An 18224-nucleotide genomic window follows, 5' to 3' on the forward strand; every position below is an offset into this window, starting at 1 on the left:
AATTCAACATGAAATGGAACTCGCACATCAGAAAGAAATAGCCTCTCAGTTCAGCCTCGTTCAAGAAAATGAACGAAAGCAGATTGCCAAACTCTTACATGATGAAATTGGTAATAAGTTGAATATCATGTTCCTTTGGGTGACTAACGAGGAAGCATGGTCAGATGAAAGATCTCGTTCTATAATAGCAGAACTAATGCCGAAATTGATCGAGACTACTAGAAACTTGTCCCATAGCCTATATCCCTCTTCTCTCGAGAATTTTGGACTTATTCTTAGTTTGGAAGACTTGATAGCTCATGTGGATGGCCAGTTGAATGTTCTGATAAACATCACAGGTCTATATATCCCCCGCGACATTGCTTTTGAAGTACAGATATACCGAATCATCCAAGAATTTCTTACCAATGTTATAAAGCATGCTCAGGCATCCCATATGTGGATTCAATTGAGAGATACGGATTTTTATTTTTCTCTGGTTCTTTCCGATAATGGAATTGGTTTTGATTCTCGTGGAATAGAAAAGGGAATGGGTATTAACAATATGGAATCGCGGCTTAACTCCATTCAGGCACGATGGAAATGGAAAACTAAAGCCGATGGAGGTACCCGGTTATTAGTTCTCATACCCAAAAAGTAGAAGATATGGTTAAAATTGCATTACTTGACGATGAATTTTTATTCGTAGAAGGTGTTTCAGTGCTATTGGCATCCTGTCCAAATGTAAAGGTGACATTAGCGGAAACCGACGGTCTAAGGTTCTTAAGCAGAATGTCAGAAATGCTAGTCGATGATATTCCTGATATTGTTTTGTTAGACATAGAAATGAAGCCAATGGATGGTTTCGAGGTTATCGAACGGTTAAGGTCCATGTACAGTGAAATAAAGATAATTATTCTCTCCTCCCATTATAGACAGAATGTGCTTGGGCATATGATGAAATTAGGGACTTCGGCGTTCATTCCCAAAAATACAACTAAAGCACAATTGTTAGAAGTGATCGATGCAGTACATAAAAACGGGCTGTATTTTACGACACGGGATTATGAAATGTTGAGATCATACTTAAACACATCAAATAGACGGCCAATGTTGTCTCCTAAGGACAAACTTTCCTCTAGAGAACAAGATGTGCTAAAGTTGATATGTCAAGAATGTACCAGTCAAGAGATAGCAGACAAGTTGTACATTAGTGTAAGGACCGTTGAGAGCCATCGGCAGCATATTATGGACAAGGTAGGGGCAAAAAATACCGTAGGAATTGTGCTTTATGCTATTATGAGCGATATTCATCCGTTGCCCCCAATGGCCTAGCGAAAAATTCCGCAGATACTTCTCTGCTGTTTATGCTAGTCCGTATCACGGAGCATGTTTTCGGCGGCTTCTTGACCATCTATGTAAGCGCCATGCAAAGTGCCGTACGCCTCTAAATTATAAGCCTCACCAGCGAAATAAATCAATCGACCAATCGGTTTGGCCATCTGTTTTCTTGCGTCTAAGGCAAGTGTGCTGGTCGAAGAATGTCCAAACGGTTGCGTATACGAGTATGCTCCTAAACTGTATTGATTATTGTCCCAATTGGTTGTTCCAAATTTTCTATTGAACGTTAATTTTTGGTCATTATATGCCTTTTTAAAGCTGTCTGCAAACAGGTCAAATGTAGCCCGTTCATCAAAAAAGTCGAGTTGTTCTGCGAAATTTCCGGCGGTATGCACTATCAGAACGTTTTTTGGGAAGTACGATAAGCGATAATATTGCCATACTCCGTGCGGATCTTCGTTATAAAGATAGTAATTGATATCGTCCTTAATGTCAATCGGCATCTTGTTTAATTGTACAGCGATCTTTTTATATGAACCCAGCATCAGCGATTTTAGCGCTAATTGATAAGGGAGTGGCAAAGGGGGAATGAATTGAACGGTACGCTTTTTTAATAACGATACGGGAATAGTTACGATGCAAGCATCTGCCTGATATTCTTGTCCACTACTATCGACAACGGTGACAACCCTACTTTGGTCATCATTTTTTTGTGAATCGTCGAAGTGACCGTACTTAATCGTTTTGATTGATTTATATGTTATTTGAAATCGTTTTCCATACTTATTGGACAGATTCTCACCATACTGACGTACCAGAGTTCCTAACCCTTTACGTACAAATAAATTATTTCCCCAGTTCCCAGTAGCCTCCCGGAATCGGTCGGAAGCGATGTAGTTCCATGGCTCGGTCGATTCGGTAAATGGGCCGTATGGACTAAGACCTAGAGCCAACTGAACATGCTCATCGGAAACTCTTGGCTGGCAGCATACGGTTAAGTTAGGAAAATCCTTATGGCTCTCAAACTGATCTTCGATTGACTGAACAAACTCATTGATTTCAGGAATTCCATGTATGCTATCGTTCCGGTAAATTCCGTTTTCCTTAATTCTTAACTCTGCACCAGTATTGTCAACTACGGTATCAAAACCTAGCTCTTTGGCTATTCCAGGCCATGGGTTTTTTGGATTTTTCGGATCTTGTATGTATACACATCCTTTGTCGAAGGCCAACCCTTTAATGGCGTTGACATCTGTTCGTGCTCGACCACCCAAGATACTCTGGGCTTCGAAAAGATGGACTTTTGCGGTTTTGGAGCTTTCCAATATTTTGTACGCAGCGCCGATACCTGCGGCACCTCCGCCTATTATAATATATTTCTTTTCCATTAGTGGGGACCCTTTATTGAAATTGAATACAGGCTAAAGTCGCTCTATAGCCTGTATTCTTTGCTTGGATATTTAAGCTAGTATGCGTTGGCAGTTTGATATTTTTCAGCGATATAACGCTTGGCAAGATCAACCTCCCAGTCGTTGAAAATGGTCTTCAGGTTAACTTCAAGATCACTAGAGGTTCCAAGTAGCAACGAATTGGACATGAAGGAATCTACCGCATTGGTTACCTGATTGTACTTGTCATACTCCAACATAAGTTCTGCACGGTCAGCTTTCAATGATTCAATGATCAGATCATACGTTGCTTTGGTAGCGACATATTTTTCAGGTTCTTGCTCTAGTATTTTTTGCAGCGATTTCTTCGCTTGAATACGTACGTCGATAATCTGTTCTTTTACTAGGTTCAATTCGAACTCCGTAGTTTGTAATATTTGCTGTATTCCAATTGCTTTTGCCTCATCAACACTCATATAGACTTCAAAGACGATCTGAAAGGATCCAATGAATTGGTTCGTAAAGAAGGTGTTTTGTGTAAATACCTCTCCAGTCGATCCGAAGAAAAGATGTAATCCGCCAGATAACGGAATATCATTGAAACTGCTCTTTCGTGTAGCCTTACTTGCGGTGGCAAATTGTGATAACACACCCGAAATAAGTGTTTTAACCCGAGCGATGATAAGTGAATAGTCTCCTGCAAATGCACCTGTAAATTCCTTCGCCTTGTCAACCGTAGATTTGTCTGCATCTTCCGATCCCGGGACGTTTTTTGAAGGATAGTCTCCGGAACTCAGTGCATTACCGATCGAATCCACTATTGAATTTACCCTCGAAAGACTCCAATCATCGTAGTTTTGAAAATCACTTTTTTTATCCCCAAATAAACGAGCATGATCCCACTTGTTTTCTTCATAATGAGAAGATACTGTGTTTCGGATATCGACAAGTATCCTTTCTTCTTCTTTTCTTGCTTCTTGGCCAAGTTGATCCATGTATTCACGGAACTTTTTGTCCTCTTGCATTTTTTGCTCAATTGTTTTTGACTTTCCCATTGGTAGTTGTATTTAAATTGTGTAAGTAATTAGGAATACCAACCCTTGTTATTCCCCTAGTAAGATGTATTTGTCTGCAGACTTGCTTACTACTATACAAAGCTAGATCGCTCTCAAGCCAATTGAAAGCGTATAACCACTACGATCATATATTACGTAGAATTACGGATATCTTGTCTGTCCCCGGTGTTTACGCCCTTAAAGAACGTTGAACAAAACCCATTCCCGATTTTGGAGTTTTGATCTTGGATGGACGCGTTCTCCTTTCACAGAAAACGTAAGGATTAGGTTTTGAAAGCGTAATGAAAAGTTTTAAGGGTCACATTTATTAAACATTAAGACAGTTTTAGTGATTAGTTACTGAGTAGAAGGTTTTTTCTAATTTCATTTTGATCTATTACCACAAATTGTATCTTTATGCAGGGTCACTTTGATTATGAGGGAATTTAGTTTGTTGAAAATAATCGTATGCTTACTTACCCTGAACATGGTTTTTGGGGTGAGCTTGGCCCAACAAAAAATAACAGGGCATATTGTTGATAAGGAAAGCGGAAATGGGATTGCATTAGCGAGTATTAAGGTGGTCGGAACATCACAGGGTACCTCGTGCGATTCCAGTGGGCGCTTTACGCTTCAAACGCAGCATGATTCTCCTCTAACGCTACTTGTGTCGGCTATCGGCTATCGCGATGCTCAGGTAAATTATTCTGCCGTAAAAGAAGATATCAAAATAGCACTAACACGCAATGAGCAGCTAATTGATGCGGTAGAGATTTCGCATAGGAAAAAATATAACAATAGAAACCCCGCGGTTGATCTCATCCATCAGGTCATCAAGCATAAGCGGATAAACCGTTTGGAGAACCAGCCCCGGTTGACCTTTCAGCAATACGATAAACTTCAGTTCGGATTAGTAAATCCCTCTGAAAAATATCAAAGCCGATTGGGTAGCCTGGAGTTCTTTTTTAAGAACGTGGATACCACGACATCGCCTGGTGACCGCCTTCTTACTATCTTTTTACAGGAACAGTTAAGCGACGTATACTCTAAAAATGATCCGAAAGCATTTAAGAAACGTGTGAAATCCATTAAGCAAACTGATTTTGATGCACGTTATGTGAATAACCATAATATACAATCGTATCTCCAATATCTCTTTCAAGATGTGGAGATCTATGATGAGAATATTTTCTTGATCAATAAGCTCTTCCTTAGTCCGATTGCCAACAATGCGCCCGTTTTTTACAAATATTATATCGTCGATACCGTAAAAACGGATAACGGAAGCTATATCCGGTTAAATTTCGAACCGCGCAATAAAACCGATTTGTTGCTGAGTGGTACCCTGCAAATCACAATGGACAACCGATTTGCTGTTCGCCAGGCAACATTGAGGGCTAATAAGGAAGCGAACCTAAACTGGATCAACGAGATCCAGATCGCTCTAAGCTATGCGCCAAACGCTGAGCAGTACATGTTTTTGGAACGTAGCGATGTGGATATTGTTTTTGGGACTAATAAAAGGGATGCGGTCTATGGACGAAAAACGACCCTCAATTACGATTATAATTTTGCCCCAACATTCTCTGACGAGGTTTTTGCTGGAGCACCCACGGAAATATTGGTCAATGCTAAGAGCAATGAAGGTATCGTCAAACAGCAGCGTCCGATTGCACTATCCCCCGTGGAAGATAAGGTATATGTCAATATCGATTCCTTAAATAGTAACAGGACATTTAATACCATGCTGGCCATTGGGTACCTGGTTGGTCAAGGTTTTTATAACGCCGGACCTGTTGAATTTGGTCCGGTAGAATACGTGTATTCGCAAAATAATATAGAAGGAAATCGCATCCGAATCGGTGGACGGACAACAGGCGTGTTTTCTGAGCGACTATTTTTGGAAGGATACCTAGCCTACGGGATGCAGGATAAACAAGTTAAATATTTTATCAGGCCTACATTGGCCTTGAATGGAAAGTCTGTGGCCTCATATCCCGCACATTTCCTTCAAGTGGCGATACAACATGATATCTTCGATCCCGGACGTAATCTTGGATTTAAAAAAGGCGATAGCTTTTTTCAGTCCATACGAAGTAACCGCCCCACCAAGTGGATGGACACCTATGCTTATCAATTGAAGCACCTAATCGAATTTGGTAATCACATCAGTTTACAAACATCACTATTGCATCACCGCCGCCGGGCAGTCGGTGATCTCTCTTTTATTTCATCGGGAGATCCCACCCTCAACCTTCCAAACATAAACACGAACGAGTTGGAGCTTATTTTCCGGTGGGCACCCAAGGAAAAATTTTATTACCGAAATCTTGTTCGCAGCACTATCGTCGAAAAATATCCCGTGTTCAACCTCCAGTACAACCGTGGGCTCAAAGGATTTTGGAATGGAGACTATGCGTTTGATGCCCTCCGGGCGTTTGTGTCCAAGCGATTTTTCTTGAAGCAGCTCGGATTTGCTGATATGACGGTAGCTGGAGGTAAAATTTGGGGCACGCTTCCCTATCCGCTACTCGAACTTCCCGACGTTTTCCGGGAGGAAGACCGCCACATCATTGATTTTTCGATGATGCGAAGCATGGAATTCGTAGCGGACGAGTATGTACGGTTCTCACTCGAACATCAACTAGAAGGGTTCATTTTTAACAAAATCCCACTGATCAAAAAATTAAATTTACGCGAGATATGGGGCGTGAAGATGTTTTACGGCCGGTTAACAGATGCGAACAATCCATATCTGAGCGATGCGGTTATCCGATTTGACCGGGACAGAGAAGGACAGGTCATGACACACGTAATGGACCGATCACCCTATTGGGAGGGCAAAGTCGGCATAGATAATATTCTGCGTGTACTGCGTGTAGAATATGTACGACGTTTGAATTACTTAGGATTACCCAATGTGGATAAAGATAGCTACCGATTAAGTCTTCATTTAAACTTTTAGCGATATGGAAATTTGGAAAAATTTGTTGCTGGAAATAAAAGATAAAACAGCCTACCTCACGGTGAACAGGCCGGAAAAGTTAAATGCGTTAAACCGGGATACTTTACAGGAGCTCGGACAGGTGCTCCGACGGCTAAAGACAGACAATGGTGTCCGGGGAATTGTATTGACAGGCGCCGGAGAGCGTGCGTTTGTTGCCGGGGCAGATATTGCCGAGTTTACCGGGCTTTCGCAGGAAGAGGCCCGTCAGCTCGCGGAGTGGGGGCATCACGAGGTTATGGATGTGCTTTACCATTTCCCTAAGCCGATCATTGCGGCCATTAATGGATTCGCGTTAGGAGGCGGACTGGAGCTGGCTATGGCCTGCCATGTACGCGTGGCAGTAGCAGAGGCAAAAATGGGATTGCCTGAGGTGTCGCTAGGGTTGATTCCCGGCTATGGTGGCACGCAACGTCTTCCTGCATTGGTGGGACGAGGAAAAGCGCTGGAAATGATCCTAACAGGAGATATGGTGGATGCTACGTCCGCATTACAATGGGGACTAGTGAACCATGTTGTGGAAGCAAAAGACCTTGCTGTGAAATGCGAAGAGATTCTCTCAAAAATGTATAGTCGATCTGCTACAGCGCTCACTGCGGGTATAAATGCGGTAAACACGGGTCTTCGTGCGCCAGAACTCGGCTATGCGGCTGAAATTGAGGCCTTCGCTCATGCGTTCACAACACCGGACTTCCACGAGGGAGTTGGGGCTTTTCTGGAAAAGCGCAAACCAAATTTTTAGACGGTTGTTCATACAGATATTAGCGTGCATTATCCACTATCTGTATGAACAATCCAGTATTTTCACAAAAGGAGAGAAATCTCATTATTCTCCTTATCGTCGTGGTGCTTGGGGGCATCCTGCTGTATGCTATGCGCGGCATATATGGAGCTATATTGGGCGCTTTGGTCATGTACACCCTGTTCCGGACATTAAATCGATATTTGATTGAACGTGGACGCTGGCCAAAGCCGCTTTCGGCGGTCTTAATAATTATTATTTCCGTATTTATTATCGTGCTGCCTTTCGTAGGAATTGGTAGTATGTTGGTGCGTAAGGCTATGGAGTTGCAGGAAAACCCGGATTGGGTACGACAGCTCATAGATGCTGTAAATAAGTTTGCTGGGGATAAGCTTGGTAAGCCGGATATACTGAAAGAGCAGGTGGAGGCCAGTGCTGCATATTTTGGGAGTTTGCTTACAACAGTTCTGGGCGGAGCTGCAAACGTTTTCCTGGAGATCACAGTGATGTATTTTATCCTGTATTTCTTATTGGTGAACTACAAAGGCTTCGAAAATAGTTTCATTCACTACATGCCATTTGACGAAGAGCAGGCGCTCGTATTCGGCACAGAACTTAAGAACATTACTTATTCGAATATCATTGGGCAAACCATCATTGCCATTGTTCAAGGGGCTTGTCTTTCATTGGGATTTATGTTGTTTGGTGTTCGTGATCCGTTGTTTTGGGGAGTTATATGTGCCATCTTGTCCTTTATTCCTCTATTGGGACCACCCTTGATTTTTGTTCCTGCGGCGCTAATCTTACTGTCGCAAGGGCAGACGTGGCAAGGTGTGGCTCTATTGATTTGGGGATTTGGATTGGTTATCAATATTGATAATGTGCTGCGTTTTGTCATTGCTAAGAAAGTGGGCGATATTCATCCATTGATCACCGTGGTTGGGGTCATAATTGGCTTACCATTGTTCGGAATCATGGGGCTCGTATATGGTCCGTTACTGCTCGCGTATTTTCTGATTGCGGTAAAAATCTATAAAGCAAACAAACGCTTGGCGCTAAAAAAAGAGCAGCTGGAAGACCGTCAATAAATCTGTAAGCCCTTTCATAGCGTAAAATTATGGGGACAAACACCAACTTATTAGGTAAAATGTCGAAATTTAGAGCATAACTAATCCAATATTATATGCATTTATCAAGGAACTTACGCACATGGCTCTGTGGGAGCAGTTTACTCATAATAGTCACTACGCAAGCGCAAATTGGAAGGTCCGTCGCACAGCAGCCGGATCCCGTGGTGACCAGCATCGTTCGAGAGGCAACACAGAATTCCCAGTTAGAACGGCTAGCATTTGAATTGTTAGACGTTGTCGGCCCCCGTTTGGTGGGCACGCCTGGCATGAATAAAGCCAATGAATGGGCCGTTAAAACTTTTCAAAGCTGGGGTATCCCGGCGGAAAATCAACAATTCGGCGAATGGCGCGGTTGGGAGCGAGGTATTTCTCATATAGACATGACGTATCCGCGGTTAAAAACCTTGGCTGGAACACAGCTTGCATGGAGTCCTAGCACAAAAGGAAAGGCCATTGAAGGAGAGGTGATTACATTACCTGACTTTAAGAACGCGGCAGAGTTTCAGCAGTGGCTTCCTGCGGTTAAGGGAAAATATGTGCTGACATCAATGTACCAGCCGACAGGTCGTCCGGATCATAATTGGGAGCAATATGCACGGCAGGAATCTTTTGCCCGAATGAAAAGTGAACGTGATTCCCTTGTAAAAGCGTTTGATGCGCGTTTTCGTGCTATCGGCTTATCGGCCAATTCGTTGCCGGGAAAATTGGAGGAAGCAGGTGCTGCTGGAATAGTATCCAGTTTCTGGTCTCGAGAATTCGGGGCGAACAAAATTTTCGGTGCACGCACGCAGCGCGTGCCCTCTGTTGATATCTCACTTGAAGATTATGGGCTACTTTACCGGTTGGCAGAAAACGGTATGGCACCAAAAATTAAGGTCGAAACAAGTTCCAAGGATTTAGGAAATGTTCCATCGTTCAATACCATTGCACAGATCAAAGGAACAGAATTTCCTGATGAATATGTGATTTTATCTGCTCACTTAGATTCTTGGGAAGGTGGATCGGGAGCCACCGATAATGGTACGGGCACGTTAGCCATGATGGAAGTTGCACGGGTCTTAAAAGCGGTTTTTCCAAATCCAAAAAGGACCATCCTGGTAGGCTTATGGGGGAGCGAAGAACAGGGCTTGAACGGATCTCGAGCGTTCGTACTCGATAATCCAGCAATAACAGAAAAAACACAGGCCGTATTTAACCTCGACAACGGTACAGGACGGGTTGAGCAGATCAATGGTTCGGGTTTTGTACATGCCTATGATTTTCTTGGCCGCTGGCTGCAGGCTGCCCCAACCCAGATCACCAAAGATATCAAAACGACATTTCCTGGCAGCCCTGGTGGCGGCGGATCGGATCATGCGTCCTTTATTGCAGCAGGTGTCCCTGCCTTTATGTTGAGTTCCTTATCGTGGGGATATTTTACTAATACTTGGCATACCAACTTAGATACTTACGATAAGTTAATCTTCGAAGATCTACGATACAATGTTATACTCACGGCAGTCTTAGCTTATAAAGCTGCGCAGGAAGGTGCCCTGGTTGATCGTGAACGCCGAGTGTTGCCTACTACGCCGGATGGTAACCGGGGAGAATGGCCGGCTATTCGTCAGCCTAGGAGAACGGGAGTGGGCTATTAGCTTCAGCTAAGTTTCCTATAGGTCTCACTAAAATGAAAGGGACTTTATCATTGTTGAATATGATATAGTCCCTTTCTTTTTGCGTATCGGCAATATCATTTCTCAATTTCAGCAATAGCTAAGCAACATTCTTATCGTTAAGGTCAGTGGACCGTTAACACTTGGGGACTAAAGCATACATACGAAGCATCCCAAAAACGTGTAAACTCCAGGGATGTGCCCTAGTTATACATTTTCTTTCCTTTCTAAGATTTTGTTGGTCAATTTACTTGCTAACGGCAATAAGAATAATACGCAGGCATAGACAATAGGCAGAGAAAAAAGCCATGACTTAAGAAGTTCACCAGTCCAATTATCAACCGTCCACCCTTTCATAAAACCTGATAGGACTGCCGTGATAAGCGTTGTCGGAAGAACAACAAAAAGGGTATTGACCATCGTGTAGCGTCTATCCTTCTTAGAATTTGCCATTATCATTTTTCCGATTTTCGGGTTCAGGTATTCGTTCAACGACGTCCCAGTGCTCCACAATTTTATCATTTTCAACTCGATACAGGTCGTAGAATGCCACATGATCTCCCTTAAAAAAGCCTTCACTTAATACGAGAACAAAATTTCCCTCTCCGAGTATTTTATGTATTTTATTATACACTTGAGGTTTCCCCTCATGCTCCCATTGTTCCAGCACCTCGAGGAATTCCTGTACCCCATCACCCATATGTGGATTATGTTGGATCAATTCGTCTGCTCTGAAATAATTTGGTGCCAGCTCGATTTTCCTATCCATAAGAATGTCTTTAACATAGCTCTTTACAAGGGTTTTGTTGAGCTCCGTTTTATGGTGATCTTTTGCCTTGGTCTTTCCGTCGGTCATTGTTCTTCCGCTTTTATTCAACTTTTTTGGAGTGACCTGAAGATTATCCCAATGTTCAACACTTACACCATTTTCGAACCGGTGTATATCAAAAGCAACTGTGGGTTCAAAGAGGAAGTAGTCCACATGCACAAATCCAAAATCGCCATCCTGAAATTTTCGAACGACATTTGTATAAACTTTATCCATAGGCATTTGCTCATGCAAATTTAAAATTGCCTGTAGACCTGTTGCCACATGTGGATTATGTTGCTTATACGAATTTGGATTGATCAGTCCCACTTCTGCCAATGTTTCTGTTTCGATGCTATTTTGTATAGCCTCAGCTTTGTCTCTATTTGATAATTCCATTTTTTTAATTATTATGATGAATTGTTTTGACAAAATTACTGACCTTATACACGTGAAAAAATATAGGTAAAAATATTAGTATAGGGATAATATTATCCCTATACTACTGAAAACGAAATATGTTGTAGATTTATCCCTAAATAAAAATAGCATGTACGAGAAGAAAATACCGAAAGATTTTAGTTGTGGAATTAGCATAACGTTTGAGATTATAGGCGGTAAATGGAAACCTTGCCTAATCGACTCTATCAATCGAGGGATCCGAAGACCCAGTGATCTCGCGAAAAAACATCCCCTTGCGAACAAAAGAGTTTTAAATTTACAATTGAAAGAGCTGGAGGCATATGGCGTAGTAAAAAAAGTTATTTATCCAGTACTTCCACCCAAAGTTGAGTACTTTTTAACTGAATTGGGTGAATCTCTTTTGCCACTTGTTGATATGATGGAAAATTGGGGGAGTGATTTCATGACTGATTTTTATAAAAAGCAAGAGCATACCGATGCTGAACCTATTACTGATGCGGCTGATTTAAAGGTATGGCAATGACAGGTGCAATGGATAAATTTAAACCGCTATTTAAACGTTTGGAAGTTCCTGCCAAAACCATCCTTTTACAGGAGGGAGAGATGTCAAGAACAATGTATTTTATTGAGAAAGGCTGTTTGCGTACCTGGATTAATAATGATGGTATGGATATTACCACGCAATTTTTCTTTGAAGGTGATCGCGTATCCTCTATTGAAAGCTTCATGACAAACCAAGCGAGTTTATATAGCATCGAAAGTTTGGAACCTTGTATTTTACAAACCCTTAGCCAAAAAGATTTTCAGCATGTTTTGGCAGATCTACCCGAAGTCAAGGAGGAAATGCACAAACATCTGTTCAGACGGTTTTTAAATTCTCAAAAAACATTCTATTCCTATCTGAAAAACAATCCGCAGAAACGCTATGAAGAACTTGTTGCAGAATACCCACATATTATCCGGCGTATTCCTCAACACTATATAGCCTCTTATTTGGGTATTACACCCGTTTCATTAAGCAGAATCCGAAATAGGCGATAATTTTGTATCCCATTTCTGCTAATTTTTTCTTCTAGGCCCGTCCTAATTTCTTAACAATTGTTATCGTCTGACAGCGGACTGGCTTCTCAATTTTGTACTGTAAGAGAGTAAAAAAATGAGAACAGTCATCGTATTCAATCACCCCAATGGAGGTAGCTATTGTAATGCTATCTTACAATCTATAATCCAAGGACTTCAAATCGCCGGTCATGAAGTTGACCTGATGCATCTTGACAATGACGGATTTAATCCCGCAATGTCAAAAGCAGACTTAAAAGCATTTGTCGATCACCAACCCATTGACCCGCAGGTGATCGACTATAATGAACGTTTGAAAAAAGCTGACCACCTAATTTTCATTTTCCCTATTTGGTGGGACATTATGCCAGCGACAACCAAGGGTTTTATTGACCGGGTTTTGGGTCCCGGGGTTATGTATGACCATCATCCCCGAGGTTTTGGATTGGTACCGCTGTTGAAAAATCTAAACAGCATAACCATCATCACCACCATGAATAAACCAAAAATTTTATATGCTCTGCTCATTGGAAACTTGATCCGAAGAGTCATGCTCAAAAGCGTTTTTAAGACGATGGGCTATAAAAACCTTCATTGGATCAGTTTTACCTCGGTAAGATCAGTAAACCGAGAAAAGCGCGTGCAATGGCTTTCAAACCTTGAAACCAGGTTTTCAAAACTTAAATAAATACATACGCTATGAAATTGAACAGAAATTATGTCACTCCATTCATCTCCTTAACTTTCCTTGTCGTTGGAATTTCTGGTGTGCTTATGTTTTTTCATTTATTTGACGGCTATACGGAAGTCGTACACGAATTCTTAGGCTTATTCTTTTTTATTTGTGCCATTTTTCACGTTATACTTAATTGGAAAGCTCTGAAAATTCATTTCAAAAGAGGCGTTTTCATGCCTGCCACCTTGGCCTTGACCCTAATATCCCTGCTATTTATCGTGGAGCAACAATACAGTCCAAAAGTTGATACCATAATTTTGAAGCGAATATCAAAAGCCTCCATTGCCGATGCGTTCAAAGCACTACAGCTTGATTCGCTCAAAGCCGCTAAAAAACTGGAAGCAAAAGGAATATCGATAAAAAAGGCTACGACATTGGGAGACATCTGGACGAAAAATGAGACAAACATTATGGAAGTATTTGATCTGATCATAGAAAATGAAGACTAAGCCTTCTGATTGAATCGCTCGAAAAGAGACCGCAATATCTCTTCGTTTTCTACAGACCAATCCAGTAATGCGGCTAATGGGTCAGCAGTGCTTTTTCCAAACTTTGTTAGGCAATACTCAACACGAGGCGGAACCTCCGGATACACCTTCCGTTGTACCATCTTGTAATCAACCAATCTCTTAAGCGTTTCATTCAGCATCTTTGGTGAAATGTCATTAATTTGCTTTTGAAGTTCGTTTGTTCGTTTCACCCCCTGCATTAACGCCATTAGGACAAGTAATGTCCATTTATTCGCGATGAGCGCAAGCGATTGATTTAATATACAACTTGTGTCTAGATTAGACTTTGACAAAAAGCCTTGCTGCAATTTCAAATAATTATCAACTTTTTTTTCTTTGTTATGGGTCATTGTGTTCAATTTATACTTAAAGGTATATACTATACTTTGGGGTGACTACTTTCTAATGTATAAAATTAGGCCTAATTTTGTTAAAAGCAATTTATGTATAACACGTTAAATAATATGGTAACTAAATTAGAAAAAGATCAAGATCTTATTAAAAACGCAGGAGAAATAATTTTCAACAAACTATTAATGGGATTGAATGATAGTGCTGAAGCGGTCATCAGCTTATTTCATCCTGATACTACCGTGGAATTCCCTTATGCATCCTCACTCGGTACAACCCCAAACATGAACTATGACGAGTGGTACAACTATCTGAAAGGTGGACTGCCCAGTATGCCAAATATAAAATATGACAACATCAGGGTATATCAGGTAGATGAACAGACTTATTGGGCGGAAGTCTATGGAGAAACCCGTATTCCCACCACAGGGCAATTGTATCAACAAAATTGGGTGATGCAATTTACGCTAAAAGATGGCCTTATAAATTTTTATAGGGAATATTGGGATCCATATGCTGTCGTTAAAGCATTCGGTAATGGAGATTTAGAAGTTGTTAGGGCCGTGTTTAACACTGTCGAAAAATAGATAAGCCTGCATCTGAACCATTCGGGGAGCGCTATGATATCAGAAATAACATTGGGTACAAGCGCTTCCTTTGTGAAGACCAAGGAGTGTTTCATTTAAGATAAGCCTAGAAATCCGGAAAGATCAGGCATAAAATATAAGGCAGGTTTCGGATACAATATCCTTAGATTCGGCTAAGTCTAACAGCGAATATGTACCGACATTTGATCATTGTTTATAATTAAAAACGTAGGAAAATGTCAAACAAAATCGCATTAGTTACAGGAGGTAACAAGGGGCTGGGCAGAGATATGGCTATCAATCTCGCCAAAAAGGGATTAGATGTAATAATTACATACCATTCCAATCAAGAATTAGCAAAACAGGTAACATCTGAAATAGGAAAAATTGGACAAAAAGCCATTGCTTTAGAATTGGATATGACTGTTGTATCGGGTTTGGATCTTTTTGTTGCTTCATTAACTCGTTCATTGAAAATAAATTTCGGAACAGACAAAATAGACTATCTTGTCAATAATGCGGGATTCATTTATTATGTCCCTTATTCAGATGTTAGCCTAGATCAGTTTGATGATTTGTTAAACATTCATTTTAAAGGACCTTTTTTTCTCACTCAGAAATTGCTTAGAAGCATTAATGATAACGGCGGCGTAGTGAATGTGTCAACTGGGTTGGCCCGTTTTTCAACTCCGGGATTCGCCACGTATGCTTCAATGAAAGGAGCAATCGAGACGTTGACCAAATATCAAGCACAGGAATTAGGCAAAAGAGGAATACGTGCAAATGTAATTGCTCCCGGGCCTGTCGAAACAGATATTATGGGCGGTGCGGTACGTGACAATAAAGAAATGAATGCAAATCTTGCTTCACAGACTGCTCTCGGTCGCGTTGGTGTTCCTCACGACATTGGTGGTGTGGTTGCCTTTTTATGTACAGATGATGCAAAATGGATAAATGGACAACGTATTGAAATTTCTGGTGGTTACAATCTTTAATATAGTAGTTTATGCCAAGTATAAAAATTACAACCGCTTCATTAAATGAAGAAGCAAAAACGGATTTGGTTAAATCAATTACAGCAAGTGTTCATTCCGCCACACAAATCCCTGTAGAATACATACATGTTATTTTTGATATCGTAGGTGACGATAACTATGCGGTGGGAGGTCAAACCGTGCGAGAAATCAAAATGTTATCTACCAAAAAACAATAAGCTATTTCGTAAATTTGTTTTAGCAGAACAACTATGGCAAATCAAATCACGAAGATAAATACCATTTCAGAGTATCATAAGCTAAGGTGCTTGGAGAGTCCCAGGCACCCACTTATTAGCCTGGTGGACTATTCTCAAATAATAGATTCGCCACAACACAACAATGTGAATTGGCTACATAATTTTTATTCTATAGCAATGAAGAAAAATTTGGATGCCAAATTGATGTACGGACAACAGGAATACGATTTTGATGAAGGTTTAATGTCTTTTCTTGCTCCGAACCAAGTTTTGAATATTGTGGTGGAAAGCGAATCAACCAACAGCAACCGCAGTGGATGGTTATTTTTTTTTCACCGGGATTTTATCTGGAATACGTCGTTGGCAAATACAATCAAAAATTATGAGTTTTTCAATTATGCGATAAACGAGGCACTATTTCTTTCTGATCAGGAACAACAGATCATCGACTCCATATTTCAAAATATAAACAACGAGATAGCCACCAGTATCGATGCATACACGCAAAAAATAATAATTTCCCATATTGAGACCTTGTTAAACTATTCCGAACGTTTTTATAGCCGTCAATTTATTACGCGGAAAAAAGGTAGTCACCAAATTTTGTCAAAATTAGAGGCTTTATTAAATGATTATATAGACAGCATGGAGCCCATAAACAGGGGATTACCGACGGTTCAGTTTGTCGCTGACTCCCTGAATGTTTCGGCGAATTATCTGAGTGGATTACTCAAATCATTAACAGGACTGAATACCCGCCAGCACATACAGCAAATGCTCATCGGAAAAGCGAAAGAAAAGCTTTCCACTACAAGTCTGACTGTTAGTGAAATAGCCTATGAACTTGGCTTTGAGCATGTGCAATCATTCAACAAGTTATTTAAGATCAAAACCAATCTATCTCCCTTAGAGTTTCGGCAATCGTTTGGCTAACAAACAACGAGCAAAATCATTCGTTCACACACTGTGGATGTTACAGAAGTGAGCTCTGTGTTGGCAGTACGAGCATAAAAGTTCCTGCCTCGGACGTCCTTACCGGCGCAATTGTCCAGGTATTTTAATAGTAACATCACTGTTCGTAGCTCCGATACATCGACATTTCTTTGTATTATTGTTTATTTAAACAAATTTTATACGTATAGCATTGGATACCAATTTTGAAACATTAATTAAACATATTGAGACTGTAATTTCTTTAACTCCAGAAGATAAAGAATTTATAGTCGGTCATTTCCGGTTAAAAAGATATAAAAAACACCAATATGTGGTTAATGAAGGCGATAAGGCGAAATATCATTATTTTATTATTTCCGGACTCACTAAATTGGTTTATTTGGATCAATCCGGTAAGGAGCACATCGTATCGTTTGCTATGGAGGATTGGTGGGAAAGTGATTTTTATGCATTTTATACCCGAACAGCAGCTACCCTTTCCTTAATTTGTTTGGAAGATACAACTGTACTGGCATTAAATTATGATGACTATATTAAATTATGCAATGAGCATCCTAAAATGCTTAGATTTTTCTTAGAAAAGGCTAACCATGGTTTTTTAGGATTACAACGGCGGATACTTTCATGGTTGACGTTAAATACCGCGCAACGTTATGAACATTTCTTAAAACAGTATCCCAAACTAAAAAATAGATTGCCAAAAAGTCAATTAGCAGCCTATCTAGGTGTCTCACGAGAATCATTAAGTAGAGGCCTGTGATATTTGTCACATCAAAAATGTGCCTAGTATCAACGTTATTCATTTCCGCTCTTTCCATATTTGTATTGTTCATTTATAACATTATAGGTATGGAAATTAATGCAATAAACCCATGGAAATGGCAAGATGCCAGAAGTTACACCCAAGCAATTGAGGTCAAAAATGTAGAAGGTACATTATATGTTTCAGGACAGACAGCCATCGATGACGATGGAATATCCAGTACTGAAGACATGAAAACTCAGCTTATTAAAAGTCTGGCTAACCTTGAACGCGTAATTACGGAGGCCGGATACTCCTGTAGTAACATCGTTCGATTAAATGTATATACAACATCAACCGAAGAATTATGGCCTCATTTTTCAATATTTCAAGATTGGATTGCCAGACACGGAACTAAACAAGCATTGACCTTACTTGAAGTTGTGAGCCTATTCGAAACCCTGAAGGTGGAATTGGAAGCAACGGTTGTTAAGTAAGCGAATCATTTCAAATCAAAGGCATATCAGTAA

General features: G+C 40.6%; 21 protein-coding genes. 16 read left to right on the plus strand and 5 right to left on the minus strand.

Going from position 1 to position 18224, the window contains the following annotated elements; translation table 11 throughout:
* Positions 1–13: 13 nt before the first annotated feature.
* Together ACFSR5_RS16835 and ACFSR5_RS16840 are read left to right on the plus strand one after the other, a co-directional pair.
* Positions 14–640 (plus strand): sensor histidine kinase, encoded by a 627-nt coding sequence (locus tag ACFSR5_RS16835; RefSeq protein WP_380905632.1) that lies wholly within the window; start codon positions 14–16, stop codon positions 638–640.
* Positions 641–645: 5 nt separating this feature from the next.
* Positions 646–1314 (plus strand): response regulator, encoded by a 669-nt coding sequence (locus ACFSR5_RS16840; RefSeq protein WP_380905633.1) that lies wholly within the window; start codon positions 646–648, stop codon positions 1312–1314.
* A gap of 35 nt (positions 1315–1349) precedes the next feature.
* On the opposite strand, the gene ACFSR5_RS16845 is transcribed toward ACFSR5_RS16840, so the two are convergent.
* Positions 1350–2708, minus strand: a complete 1359-nt coding sequence (locus ACFSR5_RS16845) for a flavin monoamine oxidase family protein (protein ID WP_380905634.1) — start codon at positions 2706–2708, stop codon at positions 1350–1352.
* A gap of 77 nt (positions 2709–2785) precedes the next feature.
* Positions 2786–3763 carry a hypothetical protein gene (locus ACFSR5_RS16850; RefSeq protein ID WP_380905635.1) on the minus strand — a complete coding sequence of 326 codons (978 nt, stop codon included), beginning with the start codon at positions 3761–3763 and terminating at the stop codon, positions 2786–2788.
* A 436-nt stretch (positions 3764–4199) separates the two neighbouring features.
* Between ACFSR5_RS16850 and ACFSR5_RS16855 the strand changes: the two genes are divergently transcribed.
* From ACFSR5_RS16855 to ACFSR5_RS16870, 4 genes are all read left to right on the plus strand, one after another.
* Positions 4200–6728, plus strand: coding sequence for a DUF5686 and carboxypeptidase-like regulatory domain-containing protein (locus ACFSR5_RS16855; RefSeq protein ID WP_380905636.1), 2529 nt, complete (start codon positions 4200–4202; stop codon positions 6726–6728).
* Positions 6729–6732: 4 nt separating this feature from the next.
* Positions 6733–7509: an enoyl-CoA hydratase/isomerase family protein gene (locus tag ACFSR5_RS16860; protein WP_380905637.1), complete on the plus strand. Its 777-nt coding sequence runs from the start codon at positions 6733–6735 to the stop codon at positions 7507–7509.
* A 44-nt stretch (positions 7510–7553) separates the two neighbouring features.
* Positions 7554–8597 carry an AI-2E family transporter gene (locus ACFSR5_RS16865; RefSeq protein ID WP_380905638.1) on the plus strand — a complete coding sequence of 348 codons (1044 nt, stop codon included), beginning with the start codon at positions 7554–7556 and terminating at the stop codon, positions 8595–8597.
* A gap of 95 nt (positions 8598–8692) precedes the next feature.
* Positions 8693–10273 carry a M20/M25/M40 family metallo-hydrolase gene (locus ACFSR5_RS16870; RefSeq protein WP_380905639.1) on the plus strand — a complete coding sequence of 527 codons (1581 nt, stop codon included), beginning with the start codon at positions 8693–8695 and terminating at the stop codon, positions 10271–10273.
* A 225-nt stretch (positions 10274–10498) separates the two neighbouring features.
* Here the strand turns inward: ACFSR5_RS16870 and ACFSR5_RS16875 are convergent, their stop codons facing one another.
* A complete protein-coding gene (locus tag ACFSR5_RS16875; protein WP_380905640.1) occupies positions 10499–10744 on the minus strand; it encodes a DUF2798 domain-containing protein in 246 nt (81 codons plus the stop codon).
* Positions 10731–11498, minus strand: coding sequence for a nuclear transport factor 2 family protein (locus ACFSR5_RS16880; protein ID WP_380905641.1), 768 nt, complete (start codon positions 11496–11498; stop codon positions 10731–10733). Before ACFSR5_RS16880 ends, ACFSR5_RS16875 begins: the two co-directional genes overlap by 14 nt.
* A 151-nt stretch (positions 11499–11649) precedes the next feature.
* On the opposite strand from ACFSR5_RS16880, the gene ACFSR5_RS16885 reads away from it, so the two are divergent.
* The 4 genes from ACFSR5_RS16885 (at position 11650) to ACFSR5_RS16900 (ending at position 13766) form a co-directional block, all read left to right on the plus strand.
* Positions 11650–12045, plus strand: a complete 396-nt coding sequence (locus tag ACFSR5_RS16885; RefSeq protein WP_380905642.1) for a winged helix-turn-helix transcriptional regulator — start codon at positions 11650–11652, stop codon at positions 12043–12045.
* A complete protein-coding gene (locus ACFSR5_RS16890) occupies positions 12036–12563 on the plus strand; it encodes a Crp/Fnr family transcriptional regulator (RefSeq protein WP_380905643.1) in 528 nt (175 codons plus the stop codon). Before ACFSR5_RS16885 ends, ACFSR5_RS16890 begins: the two co-directional genes overlap by 10 nt.
* Positions 12564–12678: 115 nt before the next feature.
* Entirely contained in the window at positions 12679–13269 is a 591-nt protein-coding gene (locus tag ACFSR5_RS16895) for an NAD(P)H-dependent oxidoreductase (RefSeq protein ID WP_380905644.1), read from the plus strand.
* An 11-nt stretch (positions 13270–13280) separates the two neighbouring features.
* Positions 13281–13766 carry a DUF4405 domain-containing protein gene (locus tag ACFSR5_RS16900; protein WP_380905645.1) on the plus strand — a complete coding sequence of 162 codons (486 nt, stop codon included), beginning with the start codon at positions 13281–13283 and terminating at the stop codon, positions 13764–13766.
* On the opposite strand, the gene ACFSR5_RS16905 is transcribed toward ACFSR5_RS16900, so the two are convergent.
* Entirely contained in the window at positions 13763–14176 is a 414-nt protein-coding gene (locus ACFSR5_RS16905) for a winged helix-turn-helix transcriptional regulator (protein ID WP_380905646.1), read from the minus strand. The two genes, ACFSR5_RS16900 and ACFSR5_RS16905, sit on opposite strands and share 4 nt — an antisense overlap.
* Positions 14177–14290: 114 nt before the next feature.
* Here ACFSR5_RS16905 and ACFSR5_RS16910 point away from each other — a divergent pair, with 114 nt between their 5' ends.
* From ACFSR5_RS16910 to ACFSR5_RS16935, 6 genes are all read left to right on the plus strand, one after another.
* Positions 14291–14764 (plus strand): nuclear transport factor 2 family protein, encoded by a 474-nt coding sequence (locus tag ACFSR5_RS16910; protein ID WP_380905647.1) that lies wholly within the window; start codon positions 14291–14293, stop codon positions 14762–14764.
* Positions 14765–15000: 236 nt separating this feature from the next.
* Positions 15001–15759 (plus strand): SDR family NAD(P)-dependent oxidoreductase, encoded by a 759-nt coding sequence (locus tag ACFSR5_RS16915; RefSeq protein ID WP_380905648.1) that lies wholly within the window; start codon positions 15001–15003, stop codon positions 15757–15759.
* Positions 15760–15770: 11 nt separating this feature from the next.
* On the plus strand, positions 15771–15977 hold the full coding sequence (locus tag ACFSR5_RS16920; protein WP_380905649.1) for a tautomerase family protein: 207 nt from the start codon (positions 15771–15773) through the stop codon (positions 15975–15977).
* A gap of 198 nt (positions 15978–16175) precedes the next feature.
* Positions 16176–16931 carry a helix-turn-helix domain-containing protein gene (locus ACFSR5_RS16925; protein ID WP_380905650.1) on the plus strand — a complete coding sequence of 252 codons (756 nt, stop codon included), beginning with the start codon at positions 16176–16178 and terminating at the stop codon, positions 16929–16931.
* 211 nt (positions 16932–17142) lie between these two features.
* Complete coding sequence (locus tag ACFSR5_RS16930) at positions 17143–17712, plus strand: Crp/Fnr family transcriptional regulator (protein ID WP_380905651.1); 570 nt, start codon at positions 17143–17145, stop codon at positions 17710–17712.
* Positions 17713–17801: 89 nt separating this feature from the next.
* On the plus strand, positions 17802–18191 hold the full coding sequence (locus tag ACFSR5_RS16935; RefSeq protein WP_380905652.1) for a RidA family protein: 390 nt from the start codon (positions 17802–17804) through the stop codon (positions 18189–18191).
* Positions 18192–18224 lie beyond the last annotated feature (33 nt).

This window comes from Sphingobacterium suaedae (assembly GCF_042684625.1).
Classification (GTDB): Bacteria; Bacteroidota; Bacteroidia; order Sphingobacteriales; family Sphingobacteriaceae; genus Sphingobacterium; species Sphingobacterium suaedae.

Excerpts from the sequence above, each read along its gene's own strand:
- ACFSR5_RS16855 (WP_380905636.1), top strand. The coding sequence starts at position 4,200 with ATGAGGGAATTTAGTTTGTTGAAAATAATCGTATGCTTACTTACCCTG.
- ACFSR5_RS16865 (WP_380905638.1), top strand. The coding sequence starts at position 7,554 with ATGAACAATCCAGTATTTTCACAAAAGGAGAGAAATCTCATTATTCTC.
- ACFSR5_RS16875 (WP_380905640.1), bottom strand. The coding sequence starts at position 10,744 with ATGGCAAATTCTAAGAAGGATAGACGCTACACGATGGTCAATACCCTT.
- ACFSR5_RS16900 (WP_380905645.1), top strand. The coding sequence starts at position 13,281 with ATGAAATTGAACAGAAATTATGTCACTCCATTCATCTCCTTAACTTTC.
- ACFSR5_RS16915 (WP_380905648.1), top strand. The coding sequence starts at position 15,001 with ATGTCAAACAAAATCGCATTAGTTACAGGAGGTAACAAGGGGCTGGGC.
- ACFSR5_RS16910 (WP_380905647.1), top strand. The coding sequence starts at position 14,291 with ATGGTAACTAAATTAGAAAAAGATCAAGATCTTATTAAAAACGCAGGA.
- ACFSR5_RS16870 (WP_380905639.1), top strand. The coding sequence starts at position 8,693 with ATGCATTTATCAAGGAACTTACGCACATGGCTCTGTGGGAGCAGTTTA.
- ACFSR5_RS16905 (WP_380905646.1), bottom strand. The coding sequence starts at position 14,176 with ATGACCCATAACAAAGAAAAAAAAGTTGATAATTATTTGAAATTGCAG.
- ACFSR5_RS16845 (WP_380905634.1), bottom strand. The coding sequence starts at position 2,708 with ATGGAAAAGAAATATATTATAATAGGCGGAGGTGCCGCAGGTATCGGC.
- ACFSR5_RS16895 (WP_380905644.1), top strand. The coding sequence starts at position 12,679 with ATGAGAACAGTCATCGTATTCAATCACCCCAATGGAGGTAGCTATTGT.
- ACFSR5_RS16840 (WP_380905633.1), top strand. The coding sequence starts at position 646 with ATGGTTAAAATTGCATTACTTGACGATGAATTTTTATTCGTAGAAGGT.
- ACFSR5_RS16890 (WP_380905643.1), top strand. The coding sequence starts at position 12,036 with ATGGCAATGACAGGTGCAATGGATAAATTTAAACCGCTATTTAAACGT.
- ACFSR5_RS16860 (WP_380905637.1), top strand. The coding sequence starts at position 6,733 with ATGGAAATTTGGAAAAATTTGTTGCTGGAAATAAAAGATAAAACAGCC.
- ACFSR5_RS16850 (WP_380905635.1), bottom strand. The coding sequence starts at position 3,763 with ATGGGAAAGTCAAAAACAATTGAGCAAAAAATGCAAGAGGACAAAAAG.
- ACFSR5_RS16920 (WP_380905649.1), top strand. The coding sequence starts at position 15,771 with ATGCCAAGTATAAAAATTACAACCGCTTCATTAAATGAAGAAGCAAAA.
- ACFSR5_RS16885 (WP_380905642.1), top strand. The coding sequence starts at position 11,650 with ATGTACGAGAAGAAAATACCGAAAGATTTTAGTTGTGGAATTAGCATA.
- ACFSR5_RS16925 (WP_380905650.1), top strand. The coding sequence starts at position 16,176 with ATGAAGAAAAATTTGGATGCCAAATTGATGTACGGACAACAGGAATAC.
- ACFSR5_RS16835 (WP_380905632.1), top strand. The coding sequence starts at position 14 with ATGGAACTCGCACATCAGAAAGAAATAGCCTCTCAGTTCAGCCTCGTT.
- ACFSR5_RS16880 (WP_380905641.1), bottom strand. The coding sequence starts at position 11,498 with ATGGAATTATCAAATAGAGACAAAGCTGAGGCTATACAAAATAGCATC.
- ACFSR5_RS16935 (WP_380905652.1), top strand. The coding sequence starts at position 17,802 with ATGGAAATTAATGCAATAAACCCATGGAAATGGCAAGATGCCAGAAGT.